Consider the following 18,256-nt stretch of genomic DNA (forward strand, 5'->3'; position numbering starts at 1 on the left):
TTTTTTGAGAGATCGCGCTGAGCAGACTATAAGAACTACTGGGCAATATCGTGTTCGTACCGGATGTGCGAACGCATAGAAGTCGGTTTTGCTTATTTAAGGGATGCTCATGCTCGCAAGTCGGCACGTGGTACTGCGCGGTGGCGCCAAATGGCTGCTGATCGCTGGCGTATTCAGCTATTCGACCTGGTCGATGGCGTTGGGGCTGGGTGACATCACTGTTCATTCCGCCCTCAATCAGCCGCTCAAGGCCGACATCGCGTTGGTCGATGTTGGTGGGCTGACACAAAACGATCTCTCCGTGAGCCTGGCCACGGCCGACGAATTCGGCCAGGCCGGGGTTGAGCGAGTGTTCTTCCTCAATGACCTCAAGTTCACGCCGATCCTGCACGGTAATCGGCAGATGATCCGGGTGACCTCGAGTAAACCGGTCAATGAACCCTATCTGAATTTCCTTGTGCAGCTCAGTCAGCCCAACGGCCGCTTGCTGCGCGAATACACCGTGCTGATCGACCCACCGGGCTCGCCGGGTATCGTGCCGGCCACCGATGAGCCGGATCCGCGCCCGCAGTCTTCCGGCTTTCCCACGGTCGAACCGGCTGCACCCGCGCAAGCCGCGCAAGGCAAGCGTGACACCGCGCCTGTTGCGCCGGTGCCAGCGCCGGCACCCGCCAACGATGCACTGGCCGAGCAGTTGGCCGCGAGCGTGTTGCAGAACCAGCAGCTGCAAAAAATCCTCGACGAGCAGAATCTGAAAATCCAGGCGCAGGACGTGCTGATTGCCGATGGCAAGAAGCAGATCAGCGATCTGCAAACCCGCTTGGTCGAACTGCAAAAGGCGCCGCCAGCGCCTGTCATAACGCCAATCCCGGCACCGGTCGCCGCACCGGTCGAACCCGCCGATGACGGCTTTAACTGGCCGTTGCTCGGCGGTTTGTTGCTGCTGCTCGGGGCGTTGGCCGCACTGTTTATTCACCGTCGACGGCAACAACAGGCGTCCAGCGCCGAACCGCTGCCATTCGCGCCGCTGCCTGGCGAACCTGACGTTGGTGCGAGCGCAAGCGCGGAGCCGGTCAGGACGCACGCCTCAGCCGATCATCGAGAAGAGCCAGCGGCGGGCGATGTGCTGGAAGCGGTGGGAATCTATCTGGCTTATGGCCGGCTCGGCGAAGCGACCGGGCTGTTACGCGATGCCTTGCAAAAGGAACCGGAGCGGGTTGATCTTGGCCTGCAATTGCTCGAAGTGCTGGGGCGCCAGGGCGATAGCACAGCCTTTGAATTGCAGGAAAACCATTTGCGCCAGCTCGGGGTTGATGAGCAGCGGTTACAGGATATTCGCCAGCGTCATCCAAAATTAACCAGTGCGGTATCGTTGGCGCCGATCGTACCGGCGGTCGCCAGCGCAGCGCCTGTCGTTGTCGCCGCGCCCGAACCTGCACCAGCGGAAGATGACTTCGAACTGAACCTCGACGCCTTGTCGATGGATTCCACCTGGGATCTGGAAGAAAGCCGTCCGGCCACCGCGCCAGCGCCGGCAGACGCGTCCGCCTTCGGTGCCAGCCTGCAAGTGCTGCCGCAGGATTTTGCCCTGCCGGAAACAGCGGACAGTGAGGACGCTGAGCTTGAGTGGATCGCCGAGGCGGACGCCCAACCGCTCGACGATAATTTCCTCAATGAATTTGCTGATTCGCCGCCACTGGCACTGGAACCGCTGGATTTGCAAACGCCGGAGGAGCTGCACAGCGGCGGATCCGTAAAGCTCGAACAGGCGCAAACCTGCATTGATGACGGCGACCTCGACAGCGCGATTGCACTGCTCAACGAGCTGCTCAAGGAAGGCGATGAGCCGCTGAAACAAACGGCACGCACTTTATTGGCGGGGATTCGTTGAGTCGTGTGCCTGTCGTTGATGGGACGAACCATTCGCGAGCAGGCTCGCTCCCACATTGGCACTGTGGCTACAGCTCCTACACGGGTCAGAAGGTTTGGCCGAGGTTCAGGTACACCGCCTGCTCATTTGCATCATTCAAACCATAACTGAAATTCAACGGCCCCAACGGCGTATCGAAGCCAATAAACACGCTCGCCGCATTGATGTAGCCGCTGTCGAACTCATTGTCATTGTTCCACGCCCGCCCGCGTTCCAGCGAAGCACCGGCGTACAGCGGGAAATCCAGTGGCAGGTACGAGCGCGGCGTCAGCCTGCGGTAATACACCGCGCGCATCAGGCTGACATTCTGCCCCGACACCGAATCCTCGCGGAAACCCGACAACTGCCGTGCGCCGCCTAGCAGGAAGCTCGACGTCACCACGTTGGCATTGTCCAGCGTGCGCCCATAACGACCGCCGAGAATCAGCGTGTCCGGCCCACGACTCATGGCTTTGTCGAGTTTGAACTCCCACTGCCGATAGCGCGTGTCCGAGCCCAGGCTCGGTTCGAATTGCATCAGCGTCAGGCTGATGTCCTTGCCTTCGTGAGGGTAGTAAACGTTGTCCAGCGAATCGTAGGAGTACTTTAGCGAGTAGAAGCCTTCGGTGAAGCTTTCGCTTGGCAGATCCTGATCGCCAATGCGCACGTCAGCCTTGCCCCAGGCTTCACCGACACCGAAACGTATTTCACCGTTGTTGCCGATCTGTCGACCGAGGTTGAGGCCGAACCCGTAGCGCTCGACGCGGTATTGCGCGACCGGATCGTTATCGAGCACCGAATCGACGTTCTGTGCCTCGAACGACGCATACGGCGCAACGAAATAACGCGAACCGACGTCCAGCGGCTGATAGAACTCGCTGTACAACTCTTGTTTGTCGCCGATCTGCGCGCGGGTCAGCCATTCTGCGCCGAGGCGGTTGATGCCGTTGATACGGTAACTGGCGCCGAGGTTGAAGGCGCTGTCGCCGCGCATGTCGTCCGACAGGTTAAGGCCCACGCGCAGATAATCGGTGCCGCTGCGCTTGCCGCGGGCGCTGATCACAAGGGTGTGATCTTGCCCCTTGTGCACCACGCGGTACTGCACTTGCTCGAAATAGTCGAGGCCGTACAGGGTGCCCATGTCCGAATGCAGGCGACCCAGATCCAACGGCTCGCCGATGTGCTGGCGGATGTAATAGCGGATCACATCGTCATCGACTTTCGAGTCGTTCTCGACCTTGATCGCGGTGATGATCGGTGTGCGCTGACCCGGCGAGCGTGCGGCGTTGAGTTCGGCATCCTGGGACTCGGCAGGTTTCAGTCGGGCGAGGCGTGCATCGAGGATTTTCGTCGCGCGGTAACCGGCGTCGATCATTTCCTGGGCTTTGCCGAAATCGGTGACGCCGAACGCCGCCAGCGCCGGTTGAATCAACACGTCCGAAGGTTTCAGCGCGGCCAGTTGTTCTTCCGAGTTACTGCGGGTCATAAGGGTGATCGACTGATTCAACACGTCGACCACCGTGGTCAGTTGTTTGCGGTTGCGCAGCGGCGTGCCGATATCGACCACGATGGCGACGTCGACGCCCATCGCCCGCACGACATCGAGAGGGATGTTGTCGGTCATGCCGCCGTCCACCAGCAGCCGGCCATCAAGTTCGACCGGGGCGAACACCGCCGGGATCGACATGCTGGCGCGGATCACCTGAGGCAAGTGACCTTTGCGGAACACCACTTTTTCACCGTTGGCGATGTCGGTGGCGACGGCGCGGAAGGGGATCGGCAGTTTGTCGAAGTCGCGGGTGTCACTGGTGTGGGCCAGCAGGCTTTCCAGCAGCAACGCGAGGTTCTGGCCCTGAATCACCCCCAGCGGCAGGCCGAGACTGCCATCGTCACGGAAGCTGAGTTTTTGCTTCACCAGAAAGTCGCGGTCGTCCTGTTTGCGCCGGAACGGTACGTCCTCACGCGGCGGGGCGTCGGACAGCGCGGCTTGCCAGTCGATGTTCAGCGCGAGTTTTTCCAGCTCATCGATCTTGTAGCCTGACGCATACAGGCCACCGACCACGGCGCCCATGCTGGTTCCGGCAATCGCATCGATCTTGATGCCTTGCTCTTCCAGGGCCTTGAGCACGCCGATATGCGCCAACCCGCGCGCGGCGCCGCCGGACAGCACCAGGCCGACTTTCGGGCGCGTCGCGTCACTGGCATCGACGCCGGCATGAGCGAACAAAGGGAGGAATCCAAGCAGCAGGCAGAACAGCAGACGGCGCATTGTGAGTCTCGGGGCAAGCGATAAAGCCGGCTATTATAGCGGCGCCCTCTGTCTCAGGAGTTTCAGCGAACATGACTGTCGCCAAAGCCGAAGTTGTCATCACTTATTGCACCCAATGCCAGTGGCTGCTGCGCGCCGCGTGGCTGGCGCAGGAACTGCTCAGCACGTTTGCCGACGATCTCGGCAAAGTCTCACTGGTGCCGGGCACCGGCGGGGTGTTTCACATTACCTGCGCGGGCGTGCAGATCTGGGAGCGCAAGGCCGATGGCGGGTTTCCGGAGGCCAAGGTGCTGAAACAGCGGGTGCGCGATCAGATCGATCCTGACCGCGACCTCGGCCACAACGACCGCACTCAATGAGACGCAGCCTCGGCGGCGACGGTTTTTCTGTCGGCATGGCCTGACATCCGCGCCGACACGACGATGGCGACGATGATCAGCGCGCCGCCGATCAACATCTTCGGCGTCGGGTTTTCATTGAACAGCAGCCAGGCGACGGTGATGCCGTAAACCGGCTCCATCGCAAACACCACCGCCGCCGTGCGCGCCTTGATCACCGCCAGGCTGGCGACGAACAGGCTGTGGGCGACACCGGTGCAGAACACCCCGAGCAGGGCGATCCACAACCAGTCCAGCGCGCGCACTGCGCTCAGTTGCGGTGCCGCGACCGGCAGCAAACACAGGGCCACCACCACGTTTTGGCACAGCGCCGCCTGCACGGCCGGGATGCGTCCGGAGCTGGCGCGGTTGGTCAGCGACAGCAGGGAAAACAGCAATCCCGACAGCACCGACCAGAGCAAACCGACGGTGGCACCGCTGCCCAGATCGAAGGCCGGGGTCACCAGAATCAGGCCGATGCTGACCAGTACCACCAGCAGAATTTCATTGGCGCGAATGCGTTCGCGGAAGATCAGCCCTTCGAGAATCACCGTGAAGGCCGGAAAACTGGCAAAGCCCAAGGTGGCGATAGCGACGCCGGCGACTTTCACCGAAATGAAGAAACTCACCCAGTGCCCGGCCAGCAACACTCCGCTGAGGGCGAGGCGTCGATAGTCCAGCGCCTGCAGTTTCTGCCAGCCGTTCTGGCTGGCAAAACGCACGAAAAACGCCAGGACCAGCACCGCAAAAGCCGCGCGGCCGAAAACAATCACGGCAGGCGAGGCGGCAGCGAGTTTGCCGAACACACCGGTCAGGCCAAACATCAAAGCACCAATGTGCAAAGCGCCGAGGGCGGTACGCGGAGTCATTGCAATCCTTCTATCTCAAACACAATCTCAACTGTTGATCGTTCCCACGCAGGAGCGTGGGAACGATCATTGAAACAATCTCACTGTAGGAGCTGCCGCAGGCTGCGATCTTTTGATCTTGCTTTTAAAAAACAACATCAAAAGATCGCAGCCTGCGGCAGCTCCTACATTGAAGCGCGTCGCGGCGAATAAGTCTGTCGGCAGGCTATTGTCTTTTGTCGCGAGAATCGCGCCGAAGCTGGCCGGGTGAGGCGCCGAACTCGCGCAGGACGGCGGCCGAGAACGCACTCTGCGAGTTGTAACCGACGCGGCTGGCAATTTCGCCCATGGGCAAAACCGTATCGCGCAGCAGTTGCACCGCCAGATGCAAGCGCCGACTGCGCATGTAATCCATCGGCGTCTGCCCGCATTCCGCCATGAACCGTGCATGCAGACGCGCGCTGGATAACCCGGCAACGCGCGCCAGATCGGCGACTTGCAGTGGATACCCGGCGTTTTGCTCGATGTACGCATCCAGTGCCGCGTAGGGCAGACGGCGGGCGGCGAGTTCGGCAGGTTGCGCATGATTGAGGCTGGCCAGCAGCAACACCGCGCCTTGCTGCGCGATCAACGGATCGCTGACCGGGCTGTTCGCCAGCCAGTTGACCAACTGGCTCTGCCCCGAATCCAGCGACAAACGCGCCGGTTGTTCGAGCAAGCGGCGACTGGCATCGGCATGTTCGCCCAGCGAATCGACCAGCCATTGGCCGTCAGGGATGTCCATCACCAGGCAACGACTGCCGTCGGGACTGCCGCAGGCGTGATGGGCGCCGGACGGGATGACCACGAAACTTTGCTGGCGCACCTGGCTGCCACAACCCTCGACTTCGAAATCCAGCGCGCCGGACAACCCGAACACCAATTGGGCGTGCTCGTGGCTGTGCACGATCAGATCGTGGGTGTACTGACGCAGGGTGAGAATCGGGCGCATGAACAGGTCTCCGGGCAGGCCAGCAGTCTACACCGAGCGGCACGGGCTGCGCTGTCACAGGACTGACTCGCGCCTGTCATGGACGATTAACCGGACGGGCGCACTCTGGCGAAAACATCGCAGAGGGTTGCCCATGACCAGCGCCGAGCTCGCCAAACCCAGCCGCAAACAACGGGTGCGAACCCTGTGGATCTCCGACGTGCACCTGGGCACGCGCGATTGCCAGGCGGAACACTTGTCGCAGTTTCTCAAGGGCTACCACGCCGACAAGATCTACCTGGTGGGCGACATCATCGATGGCTGGAAACTGCGCGGCGGCATGTACTGGCCGCAGGCGCACACCAATGTGATTCGCCGCTGGCTGACCATGAGCAAACGCGGCACCGAGGTGATTTACGTCACCGGCAATCACGATGAATTCCTGCGCCGTTACTCAAAGCTGATCCTCGGCAACATTCAATTGGTCGACGAAGCGGTGCACGTCACCGCAGACGGCCGGCATCTGCTGGTGATTCACGGCGATCAGTTTGATGTGATCACCCGTTATCACCGCTGGCTGGCGTTTCTCGGCGATTCGGCCTACGAATTTACCCTGACCCTGAATCGCTGGCTCAACCACTGGCGCGCCCGGTATGGCTACGGTTACTGGTCGCTGTCGGCGTACCTCAAACACAAGGTGAAAACCGCGGTGAGTTTCATCAGCGATTTTGAAGAAGCCATCGCCCATGAGTGCGTGAAGCGCGGGTTGCATGGCGTGGTCTGCGGGCACATTCACCATGCCGAGATCCGCAAGGTCGGCGAGGTCGATTACCTCAATTGCGGCGATTGGGTGGAGTCGTGTACGGCGTTGATCGAGCACTGGGATGGCTCGATCGAGTTGTATCGGTTAGCGGATGCGCAGGCGCGGGAGGCGGAGCTCAAGGCCGCCAAAGTCGCCGAACTCGCTTAGAAACAAAAGATCGCAGCCTTCGGCAGCTCCTACATGGAACCTGTGTAGGAGCTGCCGAAGGCTGCGATCTGTTGATCTTAGGCCGTGGTGTGTTCTTCCATCGCCGCCTTGTAAATCGAGTTCTTAGGCTGCGCAAACAAGCGCTCCATCATCGGCTCAAAGAAGCTCAACGGCAGCGTGTCATAGCCCGGATCAAACGCCGCCGCATCATATTTGGCACAAAACTCGGCGGTCGCCTGAAACTGTGGATGCTCCTTGAATTGCTCGCGCAGGTGCCGATCCATGCCCAGGTGATGAAAGAAGTAATAGCCCTGAAACACCCCGTGCTTCTCGACCATCCACAGATTCTCGGCACTGACGAACGGCTTGAGAATCGCCGCAGCAATGTCCGGATGGTTATACGAGCCCAAGGTGTCGCCAATGTCATGCAGCAACGCGCAAACCACGTATTCCTCATCGCGCCCGTCACGAAAGGCGCGGGTCGCGGTTTGCAGTGAGTGGGTCAGGCGGTCCACCGGGAAACCGCCGAAGTCACCTTCGAGCAGTTTCAGGTGCGTCACAATTCGCGACGACAGCTGTTTGGCGTAGGCACTGAAGTCGGCGGCGATGATCGCCCAGTCCTCTTGTGTGCCGTCCTGCATGTGGGTGAAGCGGGCATTGGCGTTCATCGACCATCCTCGTTGTTTCTTGTTATTCAGAACGCTACGCGACCGAGGATCATGTCGCGATACATGACAAAGTCACCGAGCAGGCTGTACAGCGGATGCTGGAAAGTCGCCGGTCGGTTCTTTTCAAAGAAGAAGTGGCCGACCCAGGCAAAGCTGTAACCGGCCAGCGGCACCGCCAATAACAACAGCCAGGCGCCTTTGGCGAGGGTCATCGCCAGAATGAAAATCACCAGGGTCGTGCCGATGAAGTGCAGGCGACGGCAGGTGCTGTTGTTGTGTTCGCTGAGGTAATACGGGTAGAACTCAGCGAAACTGTTGAAATGCTTGATGTTTTCCACGACCGCGTTCTCTGTGGTTATTGTTCTGGCGACGAGTTGTTCTGCGGGTAGCTTATTTGAGTCTAGAGTGATCATTGGCGTGGGCCAGTGACAATCGGCGCCACTTTAGTATCCTTCGCAAATCAGGCCGTAATATGCGGCCCCTCATGTAAAAGAAAAACGCCATGAGCGAACGAACGACTTCTGCAAGCTGGGCGATGGGGATTGTCAAAGCATTGGAGATGGACGGCCTGGATTGCCGGGTTCTGTTCAAACAGCTGGGGCTCGATTACACGGCTCTGGATGATCCGGATGCGCGCTTCCCGCAGGACTCCATGACCCGACTGTGGCAACGGGCGGTCGAGCTGTCCGGCAATCCGGCGATCGGCCTGAACATGGGCAAAGTGGTGCGCCCGGCGTCGTTTCATGTCGCCGGCTATGCGTTGATGTCGAGTAATACTCTGGCCGAAGGCTTTCAACGGCTGGTGCGTTATCAGCGCATCATCGCCGAAAGTGCCGATCTGAGTTTTCGTCTGCTCGAAGAAGGCTATGCGTTGATCCTGACTGTGCATGGCGATCACCTGCCGCCGACCCGGCAAAGTGCCGAAGCCTCGCTGGCTTGCGCATTGGGCTTATGCGGCTGGCTGAGCGGGCGTACGTTGCATCCGGTCAAAGTGCTGGTGCAGGGCGCGGAACCGGAAGATCTGGAACCCTATAAACAAGCCTTCCACGCACCGCTGATGTTCAACGCGCCGTACGATGCGTTGATCTTTGAACGGGCTGACATGGAAGCGCCACTGCCCACCGCCAACGAGGCGATGGCGCTGCTGCACGATCGGTTTGCCGGGGAGTATCTGGCGCGGTTTTCCGAAAGTCGCGTGACGCACAAGGCGCGACAGGTGTTGTGCCGGTTGCTGCCGCAAGGCGAACCGAAGCGCGATACCGTGGCGCAGACCCTGCATTTGTCGCAACGCACCTTGCAGCGCCGCTTGCAGGAGGAGGGCACGAGTTTTCAGCAACTGCTCGATGACACCCGTCGCGAACTGGCCGAACAGTATCTGGCGCAGCCGAGCATGACCTTGCTGGAGATCGCTTACCTGTTGGGTTTTGCCGATCCGAGCAACTTCTTTCGTGCGTTCCGCCGCTGGTTCGACACCACGCCCGGCGATTACCGGACGCGGTTGTTGCAGGCGCCCAACGCGATCAGTGACGCCAGAATGCCGGAATACACAGCACAAACACCGTAATGATCTCCAGTCGACCGAGCAGCATGCCGAACGACAGAATCCACTTGGCGGCATCCGGCAGGGTGGCGAAGTTGCCCGCCGGGCCGATGGTTTCGCCCAGCCCCGGGCCGACGCCGGAGACGGTGCTGGCGGCGCCGGTCAGCGCAGTCATCCAGTCGACGCCGAGCAGCGACAGCAGCAGCGCGATCACGCAGATGGTGATGGCGAAGAAGAACGAAAAAGTCAGGATCGAACGGACGATTTCTTCGTCAAGGCGGTGACCGTTGTACTTCTGCTTGATCACTGCACGTGGGTGAATCAGCTGATTAAGGTTGGCCTTGAGCAGGATGTAGGCGACCTGGAAACGAAAAATCTTGATCCCGCCCGCTGTCGACCCGGAACAGCCGCCGACAAAGCCCAGATAGAAAAACAGCATCAGCGAGAAGTTGCCCCACAGGCTGTAGTCGCCGAGGGCAAAACCGGTGGTAGTAACCACCGATGTCACGTTCAACGCGACGTGGCGCAAGGCGTCCAGCCAGTGCAGATTGGTTGTCCACCAGTACCAGGTGCCGAGCACCAGCCAGGTCACCAGCAGCATGCCGAGCAAACCCTGCACTTGCTGATCCTTGATCAACGCTTTGCGGTTGCCGCGCAACGTCGCCACGTACAGGGTGAACGGCAGGCTGCCGAGAATCATGATCACCACCGCAACCCAGTGCACCGCCGGTTGTGTCCACTTGGCCAGTGACTGGTCGGACGTCGAGAACCCGCCGGTGGAGATCGCTGACATCGCGTGGTTGATCGCATCGAACGGGCTCATCCCGGCCCACCAGAACGCCAGGCTGCCGAGAATGGTGATGCCGACGTAGGCCGCCACGATCAGCCGCGCCACCATGTGCGAGCGCGGCATGACCTTTTCCGAACGATCCGAGGATTCCGTCTGGAACAGGCGCATGCCACCGATGCGCAATAGCGGCAGAATCGCCACCGCCATGCCGATAAAGCCGATACCACCGAGCCAGTGCAGCAGCGAACGCCACATCAGAATACCGGGGGACATGTTGTCGAGACCGCTGAGCACGGTCGAACCGGTCGCGGTGATGCCCGACATGCTTTCGAAGAACGAGTCGGTGTAACTGATGTGCTGGGTCAGCAGAAACGGCAGCGCGGCGAAGATGCACACCACCAGCCAACTGCTGACGGTCAGCAGATACATGTCGCGCGGGCGCAGGTGAATGTGTTCCGGGCGGCCGGGAATCACCAGGGCGAGGCCGGCGACGAAGGTGATCATGCTCGCCCAGAGGAACGACGGCAGATCGCTGGTGCGCTCGAAAATCACCAGGGTGGCCATTGGCACGACCATGGCGACAGCCAGGGTGATCAGGAAGATGCCGATGATGAAACCAATGATCCGTAAGGTCGGCAACGCCATGAAGTCCGCTCGGGCTGATGTGGGAAGGGCGCCATTCTACCCGTGGGGCAGGGCATGTAAACCGGCATCCGGTTGGCAGTTAAAGCTAGAATAGCCGCACATATTTTTCAGGAGGTGGCCGATGCAGGCTCTCGACGCTTTGCTCAACCGTGTTTCCGTTCCACGACTGGTCGAACCGGCCCCCACTGCCGAGCAGCGCGAAGCCCTGTTTGGCGCTGCCTTGCGCGCGCCGGATCACGGGCACTTGCAGCCATATCGCTTTCTGACCGTCGAAGGCGCCGCGCGCGAGCAGATGGGTGAGTTGCTGGCTGAAGCTGCACAACAGCAGGACGGCGAAGTCACCGAGGCGATGATCGACAAGGCGCGCAACGGTCCACTGCGCGCGCCGCTGGTGGTTGTGGTCATCGCCAAATTGCAGGATCACCTCAAGTACCCGAAGGCCGAGCAGTTGCTCGCGGCCGGGTGTGCGGCGCACGGGATTTTGCTGGCGGCGTATGCGCAGGGGATTGGTGCGGTGTGGCGCACGGGTGATCTGGCGTATTCCAGTCACGTGGCCAAAGGTTTGGGGCTGGCTGAGGGGGAGGAGGTGATTGCGTTCCTGTACCTCGGCACTCCGCAGAAAGAACCTCGCGTAGCTGAAAAGGTCGACCTGACCGAGTTCGTCAGCGCCTGGCCCGGTAAGGCGTAAAGCGAAGAGTCCCTCACCCTAGCCCTCTCCCAAAGGGAGAGGGGACTGATTGGGGGATGCTGTAGAGATACGCCGACCTGAAAGTGCTCGGCTGAATCCAGAATCGATAACGGTTCCGATGCATTTCGAGCCCAGAGTCGGCGACGATTCACGTGCCTTCCGAACCCATAATCAACTCGGTGTTTCAGGTCGATGTCTGACGCCAGACACCTCGGTCGGCTCCCTCTCCCTTTGGGAGAGGGCTGGGGTGAGGGCGGCTTTCAGGGTTGCACCACCGCACCCGGCACCAGCGGCAATTCCAGACTGGCAATAAAGCCACCCTGCGGATGATTGGCCAAGGTCAAACTCCCACCATGCCGCTCCGCCGCCCGGCGTGCAATTGCCAGGCCCAGACCATGCCCCGCCGCCGTCTGCCCCGGCGCCCGGTAAAACGGCTCACCCAACTGACTCAAATGCTCGGCCTGCACGCCTGGCCCATGGTCGCGCACGCTGACGATAATTTTTTCGCCCAGACGCGAAGCCTGCATTTCAATGGCCTGACCTTCGGGATTGAAACGCTGGGCATTGCGCAGCAGGTTATCGACGGCGCGTTCGATCATCGTCGGCCAGCCTTTGAGGTTCAGCTGCGGTTCGGCATCGAGACGCACCAACTGCTCGGGTGAGGCAAGCTTCGCGTCTTTCTGCAGCGTGCCGAGCAGCGCGTTCAGATCCACCTCTTCGGCACTGGCATTGTCGGCATCGACCCGCGCCAGTACCAGAATCTCACTGATCAACGCTTCCAGCCGATCGCACTCGCGGGTCAACCGTGGCCAGAGTTTCTCGCGTTCTTCAGGGTTGGCCCGTTCGGCCAGCGCCAAAGCAATGCGCAGGCGTGCCAGCGGTGAACGCAGTTCGTGAGACACATCGCGCAGCAACTGCCGCTGACTGCCAATCAGACTTTGCAGGCGCGCACCCATGCGGTTGAAATCGGTGGCGAGTACGCCGAATTCATCGCGGCGGTTGGCCAGTTTCGCCAGGCTGTTTTGCTGATAAGTCGTCTGCCCCAGATCATGCACCGCGCCGCGCAAACGGCTGAGCGGTCGAGTGATGGAGAAGGTCACGAGCAGGCTGAACAGGGTCAGCACCACCAGCGCGATACCCAGCGCACTCAGTGGCCAGAGCAGGCTTTCGCGGTGCCAGGCGTCGAGTTCCGGGTGCGGGATGCGGTAAATGAACAGGTAAGTGTCACCGGTTTTGTCACTGGTGAATTCGTCGGTCAGGCGCCGCCATGGCAGGCGCCGGTCGTCGTTGTTCTGCCGCGCTTCGAAGGCGGCGGCGCGGCGCGGAAAGGTGCCGCGGACCACCGGGTCGCCGGATTCGTTAAGTACTTGGACGTCGATGTGATACTGGCGTTTGCGCTGTTCGAGGATGTCCTGGGCGGCATCTTCGCCCTGGGCTTCGTAGCTTTGCGTCCATTCGCCGGCCAGGGTGTTGAGGCCCGGATGGCGGCTGAGGATCCATGCGTCCTGATTGAGCATGTGCCCGAGCAGAATCGACAGGCCAGCCACCAGAGCGATGGCCAGCCAGAAGCTCGCGAGAATACGCCAGAACAATGAACGCACAGAAAATCCTCAGAACACACAAAGCCCCTGTAGGAGCTGCCGCAGGCTGCGATCTGATCGTTCCCACGCTCTGCGTGGGAATGCAGCCGGGGACGCTCTGCGTCCCACAGTCAAAAGATCGCAGCCTGTGGCAGCTCCTACAGGGGGCAGATAAAAGTGGGCCCGACGGGGTTGGCCGTCGGGCCCGGGTCAGTACATTATTGCGCTTTTTGCGGCTGTTGCGCTTTCCACGCCTTGAACTCAGCCCATTCGGCGCGACGCTCGGCCTGTTTCTTCTGGATCTCGTCGAATTTCTTCTGTTGATCCGGTTTCAGCACGGCGCGGACATCGGACTCGGCTTTCTTGTGGTTGGCTGCCATCTCGTCCTTCAGGGCTTTCTGGTCAGCCGGCGAGAGCTTTTCCAAGTACTTGTCGACCACTTGCTTACGCTCGTGCATCTGCTCGCCCATGATCTTGCGGATCTGCTCGCGCTGTTCGCGGGACAGGTCGAGTTGGCTGTACGGGCCTTTACCGTGCATGCCGTGCATCTGACCGCCGTGGCGAGCGCCATCCATCGGGCCACCCATCGGGCCGCCATCTTGCGGCATGGCCATGGCGACGGTTGGCAGAGCGGCAGCGAACATCAGAGCGATAAGAGTCTTGCGCATGGTGTATCTCCTTGTCTCGTTCCCGGTACGTTCCGGATGAGTTCAGATTACGGAGATCAAAGTCAGCGGCGGTCAGCGCTCGGTAAAGCTTCGGTAAAGACGCTTCGTCATCAGCTTTACACATATCCCTGTAGGAGCTGCGGCACGCTGCGATCTATTGACTGTGGGACGCAGAGCGTCCCCGGCTGCATTCCCACGCAGAGCGTGGGAACGATCAGATCGCAGCCTGCGGCAGCTCCTACAGGAGGAGGTGTCGGTCACCGTTGGCCGGGGGGATGCGTGTAATTCAGAGGCTGTAGTAGTAACCACGGCTGCGCAGGGCAACGATGCGCGGGCGGCCGTCGGGGTGCGGGCCGATCTTTTTGCGCAGGTTGCTGACGTGCATGTCGAGACTGCGGTCATACAAGGTCAGCTTGCGGCCGAGGGCGATCTGCGCGAGTTCCTGCTTGTCCAGCGGCTCGCCGGGCTGTTTGAGCAGCGCTTCGAGCAAGCGGCTTTCGGAAACGGTGAGGGTCAGTTCTTTCTCGTCGATGCTGACCACGCCACGCACCGGGCTGAAACTCAGGTCGCCCAGCTCCAGTTGCGTCGACACGGCGGCCGGATGACTGCGGCGCAACACGGCGCGCAGGCGTGCAGTCAGTTCGCGGGGGTCGCAAGGCTTGGCCAGATAATCGTCGGCGCCGAGTTCCAGGCCGAGGATACGATCCAGTGGCTCACCCCGGGCCGACAGCATCAGCACCGGCAGATCAGCGTGATCGTTGCGCAGTTGCTTGAGCAGTTCCAGACCGCTGCCGTCGGGCAGCATCACGTCCAGCACCACCGCCGCAGGAGCGGATTCGGCCAGCGCCTTGCGGGCACTCTGGCCATCGTGGCAGGCACGCACCTGAAAGCCTTCCTGGCTCAGCCAGCTACTCAGGAGTTCGCACAACTCCTGGTCATCATCAATCAATAACAGCTCGCTCATGACTCACTCAATTTAGCCATTGCCGACGTTTTCGGCTTGCTCCACTGGCAAAGATACCGCAGAGCAGCGCCAATAGCGCTACTCCGGCTCCCGTGACGAACCACTGTTGCTGGTCGGTCAACAGGCGCGGCTGCGGGCTGGCCTGGGCTTCCTTGAGTTGCAGCTTGAGGCGCTGGTTCTCTTGGCGCAACCGGGCGAGCTGGGCGCTTTCGCGTTGGTTGTCGGCATTCTGCAGTTGTTTGTTCAGTTCTTCCCGCTGCTGCTCGCTGGCCTTGAGGCGCTGTTGCAACTCGGTGATCTGGCTGCCGGCACTCAACGACAATGGCGTGGAAGTGCCGCCTTCGGTGGTTTCCTCACCATGGGCGGGCGCCATGATCGACAACGTGACCAACATCAGACACAACGGACCCTTGCGCATCGCGATACCTGCTTCCAAATGGATATTGGGCAGGTTGTCGGCAGGCAAACGAGAATAATGAGCGATTGAGATGGGTGAGAAGCGAGAAGGTTCAGTGCGCGGGAAGGGATGTTGGTGGCTGATGGGATTTTTGTGGCAGAGGAGGGTTTTGTGGCAGAGCAGGGTTTTGAGCCAGATGAGTATTTGTGGCGAGGGGATTTAGCGAAACGTCGCACCGCCCCGTTCGGCTGCGCAGCAGTCGTGAATCATTGAATGCGGTGTGTCAGGCACACCGCATTGGATGGCTTTGGGGCGGCTTCGCCACCCAGCGGGGATAAATCCCCTCGCCACATAAACCCCTCGTCACTCTGCAAATCTGTTTAAGGGAGGACTTGTTTGAACGGCTTGACGACCACGTTGGCATACACGCCAGCGGCAATGTACGGATCAGCGTCAGCCCATGCCTGCGCGGCGCTCAGGGAGTCGAATTCGGCGACGATCAGGCTGCCGGTGAAACCCGCTGCGCCCGGATCATTGCTGTCGACGGCCGGGTGCGGGCCGGCCAATACGATGCGGCCTTCGCCCTTGAGCGCTTGCAGGCGATCCAGATGCGCCGGGCGCGCGGCCAGGCGTGCTTCCAGTGAGTTGGCGACGTCGGTGGCAATGATTGCGTAGAGCATGTCAGTCCTCGGTTTTTGGTGTTGTGGTATCGGCGTCATGCAGGTGACGCGACAGGTAAATGCCCTGTGCGACCAGGAACAATACGGTCATGCCCAGGCTGCCGAACACCTTGAAGTCCACCCAGTAGCTCTGGAAGGTGAAGGCGACGAACAGGTTGGCGGCTCCGCAAAACAGGAAAAAGCCGATCCAGGCAACGTTCAGGCGAGTCCAGACCGGATCCGGCAGGGTCAGCGCATGCCCCATGATGCGTTTGATCAGCAGGCGGTCACCGATGAAGTGGCTGCCGATGAACGCGACGGCGAACAGCCAGTTGACCACCGGGGCTTTCCATTTCAGGAAGGTTTCGCTGTGGAACGCCAGCGTCAGGCTACCGAAGACGAGGCAGGCGATCAGGGTCAGCCATTGGCTCTTTTCCAGCTTGCGCTGCTTGATGAACAACGCGCCGTACACCACCAGCGAACTGATGATCAACATCGCGGTGGCGCTGTAAATACCGCCTACAGTCACTTCATGGCCAGCGATGTCGACGACCCGTGGATCAAGTTTGTAAACGATGAAGAACAGCAGAAGCGGGATGAAATCGATGAATTGTTTCACAGTGAGAGCCAGAAGCTGGATGTGGCGGCATAATAACAAACATATGGGCGCGCGATAGCGCCAGCTGATTTGAGGTTACAACTCTCCGTGAATGTAGATTTGCACTGCCATAGCACGGCCTCCGATGGCGCCCTGGCGCCTGCGGTTCTGGTTGCGCGTGCGTTCGAGAACGGCGTGCGAGTCCTGTCGTTGACCGACCACGACACCCTCGAAGGCCTCGCCGAAGCGCGCACGGCCGCCACCGAATTGGGTATGCAACTGGTCAACGGCGTCGAATTGTCCTGCACCTGGGGCGGCGCGACCATTCATGTGCTGGGCTACGGTTTCGACGTCAATGCCGCACCGTTGGTCGAAGCCATCGCCAAATTGCACGATGGCCGCTGGCTGCGGTCGGAAGAAATAAGCCGCAAGCTCGCGCTCAAAGGCATGCCCGGCGCCCTTGAAGGCGCGCGCAAAGTCCAGCAGGAGTTGGGCGACAGCGGCAACGCGCCGGCCCGTCCGCATTTCGCTGACTGGATGGTTCGTGAGAGTTATGTCAAGGATCGCGCCGAAGCCTTCCGCAAATGGCTCGGCGCCGGCAAGCTCGGTGACGTCAAATTGCACTGGCCGACGCTCGAAGACACCGTCGGCACGCTGCGCGCCGCCAATGCCTGGGTCAGCCTGGCGCATCCGTGGCATTACGATTTCACCCGCAGCAAGCGCCGAAAGCTGATTGCCGACTATATTCAAGCGGGCGGGCACGCGATTGAAGTGGTCAATGGTCATCAGCCTGCGGAACAGGTCGGCAGCCTGGCAATCCTTGCCCGTGAGTTCGGTCTGCTGGTCAGCGCCGGCAGTGACTTCCATGGCCCTGGCGGCTGGTCCGAGATCGGCCAGTACCGGCCGGTTCCCGAGGACCTTCCACCCCTGTGGTGTCGGTTCAAACATGACACAGTTATTGCCGCCGTCTGAACAGGTAGAAAATGTGAGTCAATTTTTCCAGATACATCCGGAAAACCCACAAGCGCGCCTGATAAAACAGGCGGTCGAGATCATCCGCAAGGGCGGAGTGGTGGTTTATCCCACGGACTCTTCCTACGCGATCGGTTGCCAGATCGGCGACAAGAACGCCATCGAGCGCGTGCGGCGTCTGCGTCAGCTCGATGACAAGCACAACTTCGCGCTGATCTGCAGTGACCTGTCGCAACTGGGCAACTACGCCAAGATCGACACCGGCACCTTTCGTATCCTCAAAGCGCATCTGCCCGGGCCGTACACCTTTATTCTTAATGCCACCCGCGAAGTGCCACGGCTGTTGCTGCATCCGAAGAAACGCACCATCGGCCTGCGCGTGCCAAGCCAGCCGATCGCCCTGGCGCTGCTGGCCGAGCTTGGCGAGCCGTTGATGAGCGTGACCCTGATCATGCCCGGCGAAGAAGACCCGCTGAGCGATCCGCACGAAATGCGCCAATTGCTTGAACACCAGGTGGACCTGATCATCGATGGCGGCTTCGGCGGTATCAAGGCGTCCACCGTGATCGACCTGACCGGCGATGATCCGGAAGTCGTTCGCGTCGGTTGCGGCGATCCGACGCCGTTCATGGTCGAGGCCTGAATGTCCGCAGTGGAAACCGTTGTCGATCCCCAGGCCGGCGCTCAGCAGGAACTGCCGTTTGCCATGGTCTATGGCCAGGCGGTCATGGAAATGCCGCTCGA

At 60.6% G+C, this 18,256-nt stretch carries 19 protein-coding genes; 7 read left to right on the forward strand and 12 right to left on the reverse strand.

Annotation, left to right across the window (positions count from 1 at the left end; translation table 11 throughout):
• The first annotated feature begins 109 nt into the window (after positions 1–109).
• The gene (locus tag C2E19_RS08985; protein WP_129390742.1) at positions 110–1,891 is read left to right on the forward strand and encodes a FimV/HubP family polar landmark protein; all 1,782 of its coding nucleotides are present in this window, start codon (positions 110–112) and stop codon (positions 1,889–1,891) included.
• 85 nt (positions 1,892–1,976) lie between these two features.
• Here C2E19_RS08985 and C2E19_RS08990 read toward each other — a convergent pair whose 3' ends face one another.
• On the reverse strand, positions 1,977–4,178 hold the full coding sequence (locus tag C2E19_RS08990) for a patatin-like phospholipase family protein (RefSeq protein ID WP_129390745.1): 2,202 nt from the start codon (positions 4,176–4,178) through the stop codon (positions 1,977–1,979).
• A 71-nt stretch (positions 4,179–4,249) separates the two neighbouring features.
• Here C2E19_RS08990 and C2E19_RS08995 point away from each other — a divergent pair, with 71 nt between their 5' ends.
• Positions 4,250–4,537 carry a SelT/SelW/SelH family protein gene (locus C2E19_RS08995; RefSeq protein WP_016771139.1) on the forward strand — a complete coding sequence of 96 codons (288 nt, stop codon included), beginning with the start codon at positions 4,250–4,252 and terminating at the stop codon, positions 4,535–4,537.
• On the opposite strand, the gene C2E19_RS09000 is transcribed toward C2E19_RS08995, so the two are convergent.
• On the reverse strand, positions 4,531–5,424 hold the full coding sequence (locus C2E19_RS09000; RefSeq protein WP_129390748.1) for a DMT family transporter: 894 nt from the start codon (positions 5,422–5,424) through the stop codon (positions 4,531–4,533). The two genes, C2E19_RS08995 and C2E19_RS09000, sit on opposite strands and share 7 nt — an antisense overlap.
• Before the next feature lie 205 nt (positions 5,425–5,629).
• Positions 5,630–6,394: an AraC family transcriptional regulator gene (locus C2E19_RS09010; RefSeq protein WP_129390751.1), complete on the reverse strand. Its 765-nt coding sequence runs from the start codon at positions 6,392–6,394 to the stop codon at positions 5,630–5,632.
• A 133-nt stretch (positions 6,395–6,527) separates the two neighbouring features.
• Between C2E19_RS09010 and C2E19_RS09015 the strand changes: the two genes are divergently transcribed.
• Positions 6,528–7,343 (forward strand): UDP-2,3-diacylglucosamine diphosphatase, encoded by an 816-nt coding sequence (locus C2E19_RS09015; protein WP_129390753.1) that lies wholly within the window; start codon positions 6,528–6,530, stop codon positions 7,341–7,343.
• Between the two features lie 77 nt (positions 7,344–7,420).
• Here the strand turns inward: C2E19_RS09015 and C2E19_RS09020 are convergent, their stop codons facing one another.
• Both C2E19_RS09020 and C2E19_RS09025 read right to left on the reverse strand, forming a co-directional pair.
• The gene (locus C2E19_RS09020; protein ID WP_129390757.1) at positions 7,421–8,011 is read right to left on the reverse strand and encodes an HD domain-containing protein; all 591 of its coding nucleotides are present in this window, start codon (positions 8,009–8,011) and stop codon (positions 7,421–7,423) included.
• 26 nt (positions 8,012–8,037) lie between these two features.
• Positions 8,038–8,349 carry a DUF962 domain-containing protein gene (locus C2E19_RS09025; RefSeq protein WP_129390760.1) on the reverse strand — a complete coding sequence of 104 codons (312 nt, stop codon included), beginning with the start codon at positions 8,347–8,349 and terminating at the stop codon, positions 8,038–8,040.
• Positions 8,350–8,513: 164 nt separating this feature from the next.
• On the opposite strand from C2E19_RS09025, the gene C2E19_RS09030 reads away from it, so the two are divergent.
• Entirely contained in the window at positions 8,514–9,575 is a 1,062-nt protein-coding gene (locus C2E19_RS09030; RefSeq protein WP_218570000.1) for an AraC family transcriptional regulator, read from the forward strand.
• Here the strand turns inward: C2E19_RS09030 and C2E19_RS09035 are convergent.
• Positions 9,532–10,986, reverse strand: a complete 1,455-nt coding sequence (locus tag C2E19_RS09035; RefSeq protein ID WP_129390763.1) for a TrkH family potassium uptake protein — start codon at positions 10,984–10,986, stop codon at positions 9,532–9,534. The genes C2E19_RS09030 and C2E19_RS09035 overlap by 44 nt on opposite strands.
• A 121-nt stretch (positions 10,987–11,107) precedes the next feature.
• Here C2E19_RS09035 and C2E19_RS09040 point away from each other — a divergent pair, with 121 nt between their 5' ends.
• Entirely contained in the window at positions 11,108–11,674 is a 567-nt protein-coding gene (locus C2E19_RS09040) for a nitroreductase family protein (protein WP_129390766.1), read from the forward strand.
• A 260-nt stretch (positions 11,675–11,934) separates the two neighbouring features.
• Here C2E19_RS09040 and C2E19_RS09045 read toward each other — a convergent pair whose 3' ends face one another.
• The 6 genes from C2E19_RS09045 to C2E19_RS09075 form a co-directional block, all read right to left on the reverse strand.
• Positions 11,935–13,275: a cell wall metabolism sensor histidine kinase WalK gene (locus C2E19_RS09045; protein WP_129390769.1), complete on the reverse strand. Its 1,341-nt coding sequence runs from the start codon at positions 13,273–13,275 to the stop codon at positions 11,935–11,937.
• A 197-nt stretch (positions 13,276–13,472) separates the two neighbouring features.
• Positions 13,473–13,922 (reverse strand): Spy/CpxP family protein refolding chaperone, encoded by a 450-nt coding sequence (locus C2E19_RS09050; RefSeq protein ID WP_129390772.1) that lies wholly within the window; start codon positions 13,920–13,922, stop codon positions 13,473–13,475.
• A 286-nt stretch (positions 13,923–14,208) separates the two neighbouring features.
• Complete coding sequence (locus C2E19_RS09060) at positions 14,209–14,886, reverse strand: response regulator transcription factor (protein WP_129390778.1); 678 nt, start codon at positions 14,884–14,886, stop codon at positions 14,209–14,211.
• Positions 14,887–14,893: 7 nt separating this feature from the next.
• A complete protein-coding gene (locus C2E19_RS09065; RefSeq protein WP_129390781.1) occupies positions 14,894–15,304 on the reverse strand; it encodes a translation initiation factor 2 in 411 nt (136 codons plus the stop codon).
• 359 nt (positions 15,305–15,663) lie between these two features.
• Positions 15,664–15,963 (reverse strand): YciI family protein, encoded by a 300-nt coding sequence (locus C2E19_RS09070; protein WP_129390784.1) that lies wholly within the window; start codon positions 15,961–15,963, stop codon positions 15,664–15,666.
• 1 nt (position 15,964) lies between these two features.
• Positions 15,965–16,561 (reverse strand): septation protein A, encoded by a 597-nt coding sequence (locus C2E19_RS09075; RefSeq protein WP_129390787.1) that lies wholly within the window; start codon positions 16,559–16,561, stop codon positions 15,965–15,967.
• Positions 16,562–16,648: 87 nt separating this feature from the next.
• Here C2E19_RS09075 and C2E19_RS09080 point away from each other — a divergent pair, with 87 nt between their 5' ends.
• Complete coding sequence (locus tag C2E19_RS09080) at positions 16,649–17,512, forward strand: PHP domain-containing protein (RefSeq protein ID WP_129390790.1); 864 nt, start codon at positions 16,649–16,651, stop codon at positions 17,510–17,512.
• A 13-nt stretch (positions 17,513–17,525) separates the two neighbouring features.
• Complete coding sequence (locus C2E19_RS09085) at positions 17,526–18,155, forward strand: L-threonylcarbamoyladenylate synthase (RefSeq protein WP_129390793.1); 630 nt, start codon at positions 17,526–17,528, stop codon at positions 18,153–18,155.
• Positions 18,156–18,256: the final 101 nt, after the last annotated feature.

This window comes from Pseudomonas sp. DTU12.3 (assembly GCF_004124275.1).
Taxonomy (GTDB): Bacteria; Pseudomonadota; Gammaproteobacteria; order Pseudomonadales; family Pseudomonadaceae; genus Aquipseudomonas; species Aquipseudomonas helmanticensis.